Origin of the sequence: Limosilactobacillus difficilis (assembly GCF_947387495.1) — a bacterium.
In the GTDB taxonomy this organism is placed as follows: Bacteria; Bacillota; Bacilli; order Lactobacillales; family Lactobacillaceae; genus Limosilactobacillus; species Limosilactobacillus difficilis.
The window spans coordinates 1-12947 of the sequence record NZ_CANDNU010000043.1 but is presented as its reverse complement, the minus strand read 5'-3'; the positions used below and the strand labels follow the sequence as shown (position 1 = coordinate 12947).

Genomic DNA, 12947 nt, shown 5'->3' with positions numbered 1-12947 from the left:
ATGATACCTGATGTCACGCCGAATGGCGTTTTTTATTTACCACCAACTGGGTGGCTAACTTCATTCTATAATCCACCGTCTGTTTTTTTATGATGTTGCGATAAATCAGATAGGGGGGTCTGGCCAGTTGAGCAGATGGGTTAAACTTTCCAGAAGTTAAAAATAAAGCTTGGACCTATATCATGTATAATTTGGGGTAGCAGGATAAATTAGGAAGTGTCTTCTTTGGAAAAGGAATTTCAGTGCATCTTTGATCAAATTCAAGCCGATCCAGAAAATCAAGCGTTCACCAAAGCGGGGATTCAGCCCCTTTACTATGCTTCGGCGACGGCCCGAATCAACATTATCGGTCAAGCTCCCGGTCGGATCGCTCAGGAGAAAATGAAGTTCTGGGATGACCCCAGTGGGGACCGGTTACGTGCTTGGCTGGGTGTCAACCGAGATGAATTCTACAATTCCGGTAAGATCGCTATTTTGCCGATGGACTTTTACTACCCGGGCAAGGGCAAGTCGGGTGATCTGCCACCACGCAAGGATTTCGCGCCCAAATGGCATCCGCAATTATTGAAGTTGATGCCCCAAATAAAGCTGACAATCCTGGTCGGCGCTTATGCCACGCGACGGTATCTTCACCTGAAATATAAAGATCGCTTGACCGACACGGTGAAAAATTATCAACGTTATCTGCCAGATTACTTTCCAATCGTTCATCCTTCACCTCGCAACCAAATCTGGGAAGCCAAGAACCCCTGGTTTAATGCACGGGTTATTCCCGATCTGCAGCAGCGGGTGCGGCAGATTATGAATCAAAAGATTTAGCCGCGGCTGCGCAAGTTGAAATGCCAGCAATGAGAATAGCTGATGGGAGCAACTCTAGTGGCAGGCGTCCTTAAACAGACAGTTTGAGGATGCCATTGGTTATTTACTGGGTTGCTCCGTCGTGCTAAAATAACAGCAAGATTATTTGGTATCTGCAGGCGATCGCCAAAAAGAAGTGCCGTTGGAAGATGGGGATAGTGGGCCCATTTTCCGACGGCACTTTTGTTTTAATCTGACTAAAATCTTGCTAAAGAAGGAATTGAAAATGCGAATCAATGTTTTACAACACGCCGTCAACGAAGGCCCGGGGGCAATCAAGACTTGGGCTGATCAGCACCATTACGACTTTTATGTTTATCACCCGAATGAATTCGGCATCCTGCCAACGGCGGCTGAGACTGACCTGCTGGTCCTGTTGGGCGGGCCGATGAGTCCTAATGATGATCTGCCCTGGATTCACCAGGAACGTCAACTGCTGCGGCAATTGCTGAAAGAGCATCAACCAATCCTGGGGGTCTGCTTTGGCGCTCAGCAAATTGCCAAAACACTGGGCTATTCGGTGCACCGGGCGCCACACAAGGAAGTCGGCTGGGCCCCGGTTTATCTGCAAAGCCATGCAATTCCCGGCATTCCCGAACAAGTGGAAGCTCTTCACGTCCATGAAGAGATGTTTGACCTGCCGGCAAAGGCGCAACTGCTGTTCACCAGCGATCTGAATACCAACCAAGGTTTTTTGCTGGGTGACAACGTTCTTGGTTTGCAGTTCCACTTTGAACCGGAAGAAGATGAGCTGCGTGAGATCATGATCAACGATGGCCAATATGCCCTAGACCACAATGATCTCCACCAGACGCCAGCGGAAATTATCAAACATGGAGTACCGCGGGCCAACCAGCAGGTGATGTTCACGTTGCTGGATCACATCACCAAATAACATAGCGATCCGAAGCGCCCCTAAGTTGGATTGCACGTTCAACTTAGAGCTGCTTCAATCGTCAAATAACAGGAGATAGTACTGCTTTGTTATAATTTCGCAAATAAGAAAAAGCGGGGGATTAGCGATGACAGAGCAATTGCGATGGTTTCCGGATGATTACCTGCACCGAAAGTATTATCCGGACAATCAACTGTACAAACACTACCAGGATGACGTGTGGGGAATTCCGCCGCACAATGACTGGAGTATCTTTGAACAATACACGATTGGGATGTTCGCGGCTGGTCTGAGCTGGAACGCATCTTTTCTGAAATATCCCGAGTTGACCAAAGCCTACCATAATTGGGACTTTGCACGAATTGTGAAAATGGGGGGGACGACGAGGTCCAGGCAATGCTGGATAACCCTGGGTTGATCCGCAACGAGCGCAAAATCCGGGCGACCATCAGTAATGCTGCGACGGTCCTCAAGCTCCAAGACCAGTACGGATCGTTGGATAATTATTTTTGGCATCAAATGGACTACTTTCAATGGCGGCTGCGGGTGCCGACGATTAGTTCGCTAGGGACAACGACTCCACTGGGCGATCGGATTGCTGACCGGATGAAAAAGGATGGCTTTAAATATGCTGGCCCCGTCTCAGTCTATTCCTTCAACGTTTCCATCGGGCTGGTAAACGCCCGGCTGGATCGCAAGGGCTTTGAGGATGATCCCAAAGTCTTGATTAAGCCTTATAGCGAGCAAGGACTAAACACATTTAATATCTAAAGGTGGTCGAACGTTGCGCACAGAATCCCGGATGTCTTCAGTAGTTTGCAAAACACCGGTTGAACTCGGCTCCTAATCAGCATATAACTAAAGAAGTTGAATTATATAGTTAGGTTTAGGAGGGCACATTCTTTCCTAGCCACGATTTTGGGGGAGTTTACGAATGAAAAAATTCAGTTTGTTGGTTGCTGTTGTAGCACTGATTAGTGGTTGTTGCCTACTGCTAGGCAATTCGTCGGCCAGTGCGGCGACGCTTTCGTCGCTAAAGCCAAAGCAAGTGGCGGCGACTGTTTTGGTGGCAAGTGCCAAGAAAAACGCCGGCTGGCGAAGTTTTGTGAAGGGTTACCAGGATGATGACATGGACTTGAGCGTTCTGGTTTCTGAAAATAATTCCAGTGTTCAGGATAATTACTCACAACCGGGAACAGGCACGGCCTACGCGTTTGAGCTGGATGATTCAGACCAGGGGATGTTAAACGACTATACGATTAGTTCGGATGGCAAGTATGTGTACTGTTACCAACAACCATTCCATGATTCTGCTGATCGCCAAGTTTCGCCATTTTTAGTTTTGCCGGCATCGAAGATTTTGGCGATGCAGCACTCGGCTAGTGCAAATGAGATTAACGATATTGCCAACAACATTAAGATTGAAGTTGGCGACTAAGATGATCACAACAGATTAAGATGAGTTCAGGATGACAGCAAAGCCGTCCTGAACTTTTTTGTTTAACTTGTTGACAATAAAAAAACAGGCGTTATGATAATAGCTGTGGATCTTAAAACAACAAGGAGGGAAACAGTTCATTATAAAATTTGCAACTACGACTGCAACTGGAAAATAAGGCCGAGCTTTGCGGGAAACAATTGACAAGGAGCTGGCAATTAAGCAACTGTTTGCCGCGGCGGCCCAGACGAAACAACGGCGGCATTTATTAAGGATCTCCCCGATTGCGGAAGATCCCCCAAACATACTAGCACGGATCTCAGTGCCATAGCAGGCAGCACTTGATTTGTAGCTGCGATCAAAGCGATTATAAATCGCTAATCATTGCATTTCTCATCAGCCTTTTCCTATAATTGAAAGGACAAGTTAGTGGAGGAAAACCGATGAAATACTCTCATAAATTTAGTGATGCTATCCATATCATGGCCTATCTGGAATGGCAAAAAGGCGGTGACCTGTCGAGCAAAGCGATCGCTGGCAGTGTTGAGGCTAACCCAAGCGTGGTGCGGAAGCTGATGAGCGACCTGCGCAAGGCCGGTTTGATCCAAAGCCGCCAGGGGGTCAGCGGGGCCTTTTTGACCAGAGAACCCCAGGATATCAGCCTGCTGGACATTTATGAGGCAGTCGATATGGACCATAACTTGCTCCACATCGACACTAAGACCAATCCGAAGTGTGTTGTTGGTGCAAATATCCAAGAAACGCTCAACCAGGCCTATCGGCGCATCCAGAAAAAGGCAACTGATGAAATGGCTCAGATATCATTGCAGGATATTTTGGATGGGATTATAGCTCGCCATAATGCCAAAAAAACAGAAAGAACGAATTAAGACGAGGAGGAATGAAGATGAAAATCACAATTATGGGTCGAGGTAACATGGGGAAAGCCATTGGTCATAACCTGGCAATGGGTAATGAAGTAGCCTATTATGGTTCCCATGATACTGTTCAAGAATTTGGTGACTTGGTTATCTTGGCCGTTCCTTACCCGGCCCTGGCTAGCATCGCTAAGCAGTACCAGCAGGAGTTAAAGGGCAAGGTGGTCGTGGATATCACTAATCCGTTGAATTTTAAAACTTGGGACGAGCTGGTCGTTCCGGCCGATAGCTCGGCGGCCCAACAGCTACAAACGGCCCTACCGGACAGCCAGGTCTTGAAGGCCTTTAATACCAACTTTGCGGCGACTTTGATGAGTGGCAAGGTGGGACAGAATGTCACGACCGTCTTGGTGGCTGGTGACGATGATGATGCTAAGCAAGTGCTCAAGGATGCCCTGGCCCAGAGCCCGTTGCGGGTGATGGATGCTGGTAAATTAAAGCGGGCACGCGAACTTGAAGCAGTTGGCTTTATGCAGATGACCTTAGCAGCCAGCAAGCAGATCGGCTGGGATGGCGGTTTTGGCCTGAATGCCTAGCCACGGATCATAGATAAATGAAATCGAGCAGAATGAAATTCTTAGCTAATACCAGGGAATTTTGTCCTGCTTCTTTTGTAATTAGGTTGGTCATCGTCGAAATGTCGCGGCAACTACCGGATGAAGTCAAAAGAGAGGTCAGATATATGGACCAGTTCAAGAACCCAAAACTAATAATAAGGCCAGTGACTCAGCTAACTGCTCAGCATTGGCAGCTGCTTTTGTTGGCCGACCCGAGTCGCAAGCTGGTACAAGACTACCTGCAAAAAGGGACCGTTTGGGAAGCCCGAAAAGATGGCCAATCGGTTGGTATTATGGTCCTTGACGAGATTGCACCATCACGGTTAGAGATCAAAAATATTGCGGTCGATCCCAAATTTGAAAATCAGGGCATTGCGACCGCCTTACTGCACTATGCCTTGCACTTTGCCAAGCAGCGGCGCTATCATCGCTTGCAAATCGGAACGGGTAGTACGAGCTTTAAACAGCTATACCTCTACCAAAAGGTAGGTTTTCGGATCACTGGAATTCGGCGCGGCTTTTTCGTGAAAAATTACGAGCGGCCCATCTATGAAAACGGGCTGTGGCTGCAGGACATGTTGGTTTTGGAGATAGACCTTGCGAAGTGAATCTGGCGGGTTAGTAGGACCTAATCTAAAGATCTTGCCAACTTTAGATATGCAAAATAAAAAAATTATTGAATTGATCACAATAATAACTAATTTAGTAAAAGCGCTGACAAAGGCTGTGAATAATAGCTTTTAGGTGATGGCCCTTTGTGAATAACAGAAAATAATGGTTTCTTTCTCATTAATTTCATCGTATTATAATTATGATAGTTGCATGGAACACATCGGGGGAGAATAACCATGAAACAAAATAAGGAACTCAATCAATATAATCGCATTCCACGCTATGGTTTACGGAAGCTAAGCATTGGCCTAGCATCAGCTCTTTTGGGAACTGTCATCACGGCAGGCATCACTACGACCGCCCACGCGGCCGAAACTGACACCCCAACGGTGGAAACTCACCAGTCAGATGCGGGATCAATAGTGTCACAAAAGTCCGTCACCTTGACATCGCCAGTCAAGGACAAGATGGCACCCCAAACTGCGAATACCGCTACAGACAGTGATTCGCCGGTTTCAGTTGAAACTCCCGCTGACCAGGTGACGACTCCAACTGAGTCTGAGTATCAGGCCCCTAAGCAGGAAAAGCAAATTGATGTCGTCCCGATCCAAACGACGGTGGGCCAGGTCCCTGATCCAAAGGCCGCTTTTGCCAACTGGAATCACAGTGCTCAGAGTATCAGTGCTGATGATCCGGATATGTTTGCTGTCAGCTGGGATCAGCAACCAGATGTCGCCAAGGTCGGCCAAGTCACCGCTAAGCTGAAGGTCAGCTATGGCGAGTACAACGAACAAACCGATCAACCAGTGCAGACATCTGAGATTGTCGATGTACCAGTCATTGTGACATTCAAGGAGCAAACAGTCGACAACACTCAGACTAATGCTGGCGATGAGCGAGTCACGAATACGGTCCAATTTATCAATGCCAAGACCGGGAAAATCATCCGGGTGGACAAGTATATTGGGGATAAAGACAGCAGTGCGGAGAGTTGGGACAATGCCATCGATAGTGGGACCCTTAAGGCTGCCATAAATTATGCGGGTTACCAGTTATCGCCGAATAATAATATTAGCCTCAGTGATGTCCTGCAACTGGGCGAAACGGACCAGTTCTTCAGCATTTACCTCGATCCGGTTGATGATAACCAAGGGGAAGAACCGGCCGATCATGCCAAAGTTAAGCCAGTTCTGCGGGATTCTCTTGCTGATTTCTATGTCGACTTTACGAAGGGATTGCCGGACCCCGCGATTTTCATTGCCAACTATGATCAATTGCCAGCAGGAACGACGGTCAGCTGGAAAGTCAAGCCAACTTACGTCAAACAAGATGATGACACTTATGACACCATGCCGACCAATTATCCGGTGATCGAAGTTAATGATGGGCAGCACGTGACTGACTTTGGTGGGACGGCGGACAGTCCCCTCAATATTTTGACGATACTGCCGATGAGTGATGAACACCCGGCGGCCAAGGGAACAGTCAAAGTCCTTGTTAACGGGACCCTGCCATCCTTCAAGGACATTGTCATTCCAGCGGCAAGCGTGGCGACGAACTTCCCGTATGATTCCTACTACTGGGTTGTAAAGCCTGACTTGAGTCACGCCGGGGTGACCTATGGGGCATACACGAGTACCGAATATCCGACCACATCGTACCTGATGGTTCGGGTCGTTGCACCAGTTAACCAGAACGAGACCAGGACGGTAAAACGGACAATTCATTATGACGTTACGGGGACCGGGCACGCCATTATTGCGGATCAAGTTCAAAATATCGGTTATACTCGGACGAAGACAGTCAATCCGATCGACAATTCAGTAATTAGCACCGGCAAGTGGACGACTGCCAGTTCCCAATTCCCTTGTCAGGAAGTAGAACAAATTCCGGGCTTTGACTCCTATATCGATGGGGTCAAGGGGACGGCAGTGGCACCAGCAACCGTTAAAACGGCGACGAATGGTGAACCACAAGACGGTGCAACGATCACCATTACTTATAAGAAGACTCCTAAACCAGTTACTCCCGTCCAGGACACGACGGTGACCTATGTCTTCTATGATGATACTGCTAACCAGTCGATAGCGGGCGGAACAAGTGTCACGGGCCGGCCGGGAATGGTCCGCACTGTCAGCTTGGCGGTCCCAGCAGGCTATCAGCTGGCGGCTGGTCAGACCTTGCCGACTAGTGTTACGATGCCGCGTATGGACCAAACGATTACCATTCATTTGGTGCATGCTACTCAGCCGATTACCCCAGGTGATCCGGACGATCGTCGTTCATAATCCAGTAACAGGCCAGCAAACGACGACGGCTCAGACGGTTGTCTTTGGCCGGGTTGGGATTTACGATCAAGTGGCCAAAGGTTTCACCAGTTTTGGCCAGTGGCAGCTTTACGAGAATGGGGCGCTGACTGATGCGGTGACGGGAACCTGGGCTGAATTTACTGCACCAACGTTTGCCGGCTACACGCCAAGTCTAGCGAAAGTGGCGGCAGCCATGGTGACTGCCGAGACGACTGACCAGACCGTCGAAATCACCTACGCGAACAACGGTCAGCATGATCAACAGCAGCCAAGTGATCACAACGACAGCGGCCGACAAGCGGGCGATAAAAGCGATCAAGAAATCAACCAGCCAGGCGACCAGAATGTTGTTGGTAATCAGAATGGTCGTGCTAACCAGCCGAACGGTGATGACCAGAGGGGGGATGGCCAAGACGAAGGCTGGTGATGCGACTATCGTCAACGGCCCGGCCACAGCCAAAACCCACACCCTGCCGCAAACGGGAAATGCGGAGAAGGAACGTTCCCTGGTTGCAGTCGGCTTGGTTGGTCTCACGGGATTGCTGGTCATGTTGGGTCTGGGCAAAAAAACTAAGCGAGATTAGGTCATCAATTTGCGGGGACACGCAAATTGCTAGGCGGATGCCCTTGGAAATCAACAGAAGAAGCCTTCAAGATTCATTTGCCGAATCTTGAAGGCTTTTGGTTTTGACGAGAAAATTAGTATTTTTGTCCTAAATCTCTTTTCATCAAGGTTATTTGCGGTTAAAATACTAACGCCAACTGATTGTTGATTTTAATAGTTCGCAAATAGCGAACAATAATGAGGAGAAAAATCATGAATAATGATATTGAAAAGGTGTTGTTCACTGAGGATCAAATTAACCAGCGACTAGACGAACTGGCGGCGACCCTGACCGAGAAATATCAGGACAAGTGTCCGGTCTTGGTGACGGTGATGACCGGGGCCATGGTTTTCAGCAGTGATCTGATGCGGCGGCTGAATTTCAAATTAAACGTCGATTACGTCGATGTGTCTAGCTATGGCACGGAAGCGGCGTCCGGCGGCGAAGTCCGCTTGATTCAGGACCTGTCTGCCGGAATTAAGGGGCGCGACGTTTTAATTGTCGAGGACATCATTGACTCGGGACACACCCTGAAATATTTGAACAAGCTGTTCGCTCAACGGGGTGCCAACAGCATTAAGATCTGTGCTTTCTTGGACAAGCCGGACCGGCGGGAGGTCGACGTCAAGGCTGACTACGTGGGTTATGAAGTGCCCAATGAATTTATCGTTGGTTACGGGCTTGATTACAATAATCTTTATCGGAACCTGCCTTACCTGGGAATTTTGAAACGGTCAGTGTACGCAAATTAGGCTGTGCAATTTGCGGCAGTTAGGATGGTCCATGTTAAGGTGGGCGGTCTCAGATTAATCGAGAGCAATCGGTGGAAACTGATTGCTCTTTTTATTTATGGGACAAATCGAACATAATGTTTCCATGGTGGATTATAGAATGAAGTTAGCCACCTTTTTTTGTATATTCTCCCTTTTATTAAACGAAATTTACACGATAAAACTGTGATTTTTTGCTTAAAAGATAAATATAAAAAGACACTAGTATCTTGATAACAGTCAAGTCACCTAAATTGTTTTTTACCTATAATATGTAGTGTCAAGAAAGGAAGTGGTGAAAAATGATTAAGTTACAACAATTTTTTATGAGGTACAAAAAGCAGCTTTTGCCTGTTAATACTATTCTGCTGTTGCTTGCTGAAGGATCTAAATGGCTATTGCACATGAATTTACCATACCAGACTTTAATGTTTATCGTGGGGATTGTCGGAGTGCTTCCAATTGTTTTGACGGCTATTTCATCTTTAAGGGTTAAATTAATTTCTATTGATGTTTTAGTATCGCTGGCGGTAATCGGTGCCTTCATTATTGGTGAATTTAATGAAGCAGCCATTGTTACTTGGCTATTCATATTAGGAGATGTACTGGAAGAATTAACCCTAAAGAAAACGCGGTCAGCCGTCGCTGATTTAACCAAAATGGCACCACAGACTGCGTTAGTTGTTCAAGATGATGGCTCAACTGAGAAAAAAGACGTCGATTTCATTGATCCTGGTGAGAAGATTTTAGTTAAAACTGGTGATCAGGTTCCAGTCGATGGCAAGGTTGTTTCAGGTTCTGGTTATCTTAATGAAGCCAGTGTTAACGGTGAATCTAAATTAGTTAATAAAAAAGCCGGTAATGAAGTATATGCAGGAACTATCCTTGAAAACGGTACATTGACTGTCGAAACTACCGCAGTCGGTGAAGATACGACTTTCGGTAAAATTATCGAAATAGTTGAAGAAGCACAAGACACAAAGTCACATACAGAAAAGTTAATTAACCGGTTTTCCAAATATTACACTCCCGCCGTACTTATAATTGCAATCGTTGTAGGTTTAATTACTAAAGATCTTAGGCTGGCTGTTACAGTTATGGTGCTGGGTTGCCCAGGTGCTTTAGTTATTGGTGTGCCAGTATCTACAGTTGCTGGTATCGGTAATGGTGCTAAAAATGGCATTATGTTTAAAGGGTCGCAAGTGATGGACCAAACTCATCGGATTGATGAAATTGCTTTTGATAAAACCGGCACTTTGACTATCGGACATCCAGAGGTTAGTGCAATTGAGGTATTAAATGGGCCCAAAGATGAAATTATTAAATTAGCTGCTCAAATTGAGCGTCAAAGTAACCACCCCTTAGCTCAGGCAATTGCTAAATTAAATAAACAAAAGCCAGCTTCAATTAAAGTGGAAACTGTTAAGGGTAAGGGAATCATCGCCACTTTAAATAATCAAAAATATTATTTAGGTAACCAAAAATTAATTGTTGAAAATACTCGTGCCAATGCAAAATTGGGTGAAACAATTGATCATTTGAGTCAATTAGGTAATTCAATTGTCATTTTTGCCAATGAGGACCAAAGTCAATTAGCTGTTTTTGGCATTAAAGACCAATTGCGCCCAGAAACTAATGATGCTTTAACCCACTTAAAAGAATTAGAGGTTAAGAAGCTAGTGATGCTTTCTGGAGACAATCAAGAAACTGCTGAACGAATTGCGGAGAAGTTGCCAATCGATGAAGTTCATGGTCAAATGCTGCCACAAGACAAGGCTGCTTTTGTTAAAAAAGAAAGAGCTAAGGGACACCATATTGCTTTTATTGGTGATGGGATCAATGATAGTCCGGCCTTAGCTAATGCTAATGTTGCAATTGCCGTTGGTAGTGGAGCGGATGTTGCCATTGAAGTTTCAGATATAGTTTTAGTTAAAAATGACTTGCGAAAGATCTCTTATGCCCTTGGATTATCCAAGAAGACAATTTTGAACATGAATGAAAATATCGTGATGGCTTTACTGACAGTCTTATTGTTGTTCATCGGTTTGTTTGCGGGTTATGTTGAAATGGCAAGTGGGATGTTTATTCATGAATTTAGTATCTTAATTGTCATCTTGAACGGGATGAGATTAATCAAATTTCAACAAAAAAATTGACGATCATCAAGTCTATAATCAACAAAACAAAGTATCATTAGATATGTAAATTAATAAGGAAGGGGAATTTAATCATGGAAAAAGTAATGATGAAATTATCTGGTATGACCTGTCCTTCATGCTTAAGCAAAATTGAAAGGGCGGTTGGTAGTTTGGATGGAACCGACCAAATCAAAGTTTTATTCAATGCAGGAAAGCTAAAATTTACGTTGGATCCTGATAAGACTACAACTGTTGACGTCAAGACAGCTATTGAAAAAATGGGTTATGAAGTACAAGGAATTAAGGAAAAGGAGCTTAACTGATGAATGCAGAAGAAAAATACCAGGCGGAATTGAAGCAAAGCGACCTTGATCATCATCAGCCAACTGCAGCTGCCATGACTGGTCACATTATTTCTAACTTGTTAATCCATTCTTTAAAGATTAACCAAGCTAACTTATTTGCTAAAGGATCTGCTAGTCTTTTTTTAGCCGAAAAAGCTGCTGGTTGGATTGCTTATGAACTTCAGGAACTTGACCAATTGAATCACTTATTGGTTAATAATGGTGAAAGTATTCCAACAATTACAGCTCAATTTAAGGAATATACTATGCTAGAAGAAGATGGCAGCAGTAAATATTTAGCGTGTGATAAGCAACTGTTTGCCTTGGTAAAAGATTTTGATACGCAAACGCTCTTCATTACTAAGGCAATTGCTTTAGCTAACAATGAAAGTTGGCCAGAATTATCTGCTAATTTAACTAATTTAATGGCTTGGATTAAGGAGCAAATTCGGGTAACTCAAGACTTCTTAGGTCATGAATTAAAAGAAGGATTGTATGTCGAAGATGACGATGATGACTTTTAATTAAAGGACGATGAATTTAATGGCCGATTTATGTGTTAACTTAGTACCACTATTTAATGCTTTACCTCAGGATGAGAAGATGCAAATCGAAAAATTAGTTCAGCATAAAAACTATCAAAAGGGTGAAGTGATAATTGATCCAACGATAAATGATAATTTAGTAATTGTCGCTGATGGTAACGCTAAGCAGTACATCTTAGATGAAGACGGCTATGAGAATGTTTTGCAAATCTTGCATACTGGTGATTATATTGGTGAGGATTGGCTTTTTGGTCAAAAGAATATCAATAATTACGTCGAGGCTACGGAACACAGTGAAATTTGTTTATTAAAACGGCAGGATTTATTGAAGTTGATGCATAAACAGCCAGAATTAAGTATTCGATTATTGGAACTAAATATTGTTAAAGTTTCGGAAATACAAAAACAAGTTCACTTGTTGGCTTTGCCGAATGTTGAAGACCGGTTATTAAAGTATTTACAAACATATGCAGATGAAATTGGTAAAAATAATTTTACCTTACCCTTAAAAATGAAGGACTTAGCCTTATACCTTGGAACAACACCTGAGACCCTATCTCGTAAATTTGCTTTATTAGAAAAGCAAGGTCAACTGAAACGTCAATTACGTCGAATTGAATTATTCGAAAATTAGTTTAATTAGGCAATTATTGCTTAGTTGATAATATACACGTTATATCAGTTTAGAAAATAAGAGAAAGGCGGGTCATATTATATGCAAAGTGAATCTCAAAAAATTTTTCAAGAAATTCAAGCAGATCCTGATAATGAATCTTTTACAAAGCAAGGGATCAAGCCACTTTACTATGCTTCTTCATCTGCCAGAATAAATATCATTCCTAAATTTCAAGAATAAGTTAACCACTGGACTCAAATAAATAATACTGACCAATTGATTATTGGTTGATGGAGCTGTGATATCTCTTGGTAGAAGGCCT

Annotated in this window: 16 protein-coding genes and 1 pseudogene; all 17 read left to right on the top strand. The window is 44.5% G+C overall.

Annotated features, from left to right (window positions below; genetic code table 11):
- The first annotated feature begins 225 nt into the window (after positions 1-225).
- Positions 226-819, top strand: coding sequence for a uracil-DNA glycosylase family protein (locus QOR82_RS07545; RefSeq protein WP_283584166.1), 594 nt, complete (start codon positions 226-228; stop codon positions 817-819).
- A gap of 265 nt (positions 820-1084) precedes the next feature.
- Positions 1085-1753 (top strand): type 1 glutamine amidotransferase, encoded by a 669-nt coding sequence (locus QOR82_RS07540; RefSeq protein WP_283584165.1) that lies wholly within the window; start codon positions 1085-1087, stop codon positions 1751-1753.
- A gap of 127 nt (positions 1754-1880) precedes the next feature.
- Positions 1881-2171 (top strand): DNA-3-methyladenine glycosylase I, encoded by a 291-nt coding sequence (locus QOR82_RS07535; RefSeq protein WP_283584164.1) that lies wholly within the window; start codon positions 1881-1883, stop codon positions 2169-2171.
- Positions 2150-2524, top strand: a complete 375-nt coding sequence (locus QOR82_RS07530; RefSeq protein WP_283584163.1) for a DNA-3-methyladenine glycosylase I — start codon at positions 2150-2152, stop codon at positions 2522-2524. Before QOR82_RS07535 ends, QOR82_RS07530 begins: the two co-directional genes overlap by 22 nt.
- A 163-nt stretch (positions 2525-2687) precedes the next feature.
- Entirely contained in the window at positions 2688-3191 is a 504-nt protein-coding gene (locus tag QOR82_RS07525; protein ID WP_283584162.1) for a hypothetical protein, read from the top strand.
- A gap of 443 nt (positions 3192-3634) precedes the next feature.
- Entirely contained in the window at positions 3635-4081 is a 447-nt protein-coding gene (locus QOR82_RS07520) for an Rrf2 family transcriptional regulator (RefSeq protein WP_283584161.1), read from the top strand.
- 17 nt (positions 4082-4098) lie between these two features.
- On the top strand, positions 4099-4665 hold the full coding sequence (locus QOR82_RS07515) for an NADPH-dependent F420 reductase (RefSeq protein WP_283584160.1): 567 nt from the start codon (positions 4099-4101) through the stop codon (positions 4663-4665).
- Positions 4666-4811: 146 nt separating this feature from the next.
- Positions 4812-5294, top strand: a complete 483-nt coding sequence (locus tag QOR82_RS07510; protein ID WP_283584159.1) for a GNAT family N-acetyltransferase — start codon at positions 4812-4814, stop codon at positions 5292-5294.
- Between the two features lie 240 nt (positions 5295-5534).
- Entirely contained in the window at positions 5535-7586 is a 2052-nt protein-coding gene (locus tag QOR82_RS07505; protein ID WP_283584158.1) for a mucin-binding protein, read from the top strand.
- The gene (locus tag QOR82_RS07500; RefSeq protein ID WP_283584157.1) at positions 7537-8034 is read left to right on the top strand and encodes a mucin-binding protein; all 498 of its coding nucleotides are present in this window, start codon (positions 7537-7539) and stop codon (positions 8032-8034) included. Before QOR82_RS07505 ends, QOR82_RS07500 begins: the two co-directional genes overlap by 50 nt.
- The gene (locus QOR82_RS07495; protein ID WP_283584156.1) at positions 8012-8191 is read left to right on the top strand and encodes an LPXTG cell wall anchor domain-containing protein; all 180 of its coding nucleotides are present in this window, start codon (positions 8012-8014) and stop codon (positions 8189-8191) included. The genes QOR82_RS07500 and QOR82_RS07495 overlap by 23 nt, the downstream gene beginning before the upstream one ends.
- A 233-nt stretch (positions 8192-8424) precedes the next feature.
- On the top strand, positions 8425-8964 hold the full coding sequence (gene hpt / locus QOR82_RS07490) for a hypoxanthine phosphoribosyltransferase (protein ID WP_283584155.1): 540 nt from the start codon (positions 8425-8427) through the stop codon (positions 8962-8964).
- A 320-nt stretch (positions 8965-9284) separates the two neighbouring features.
- Entirely contained in the window at positions 9285-11138 is a 1854-nt protein-coding gene (locus QOR82_RS07485) for a heavy metal translocating P-type ATPase (protein ID WP_283584154.1), read from the top strand.
- Positions 11139-11212: 74 nt separating this feature from the next.
- A complete protein-coding gene (locus tag QOR82_RS07480) occupies positions 11213-11443 on the top strand; it encodes a heavy-metal-associated domain-containing protein (protein ID WP_062813009.1) in 231 nt (76 codons plus the stop codon).
- Entirely contained in the window at positions 11443-11988 is a 546-nt protein-coding gene (locus tag QOR82_RS07475) for a DNA-binding protein (protein WP_283584153.1), read from the top strand. The genes QOR82_RS07480 and QOR82_RS07475 overlap by 1 nt, the downstream gene beginning before the upstream one ends.
- A gap of 19 nt (positions 11989-12007) precedes the next feature.
- Positions 12008-12643 carry a Crp/Fnr family transcriptional regulator gene (locus QOR82_RS07470; protein ID WP_283584152.1) on the top strand — a complete coding sequence of 212 codons (636 nt, stop codon included), beginning with the start codon at positions 12008-12010 and terminating at the stop codon, positions 12641-12643.
- Positions 12644-12724: 81 nt separating this feature from the next.
- Positions 12725-12847, top strand: a pseudogene (locus tag QOR82_RS07465) (uracil-DNA glycosylase family protein); the annotation flags it as partial.
- Between the last annotated feature and the right edge of the window lie 100 nt (positions 12848-12947).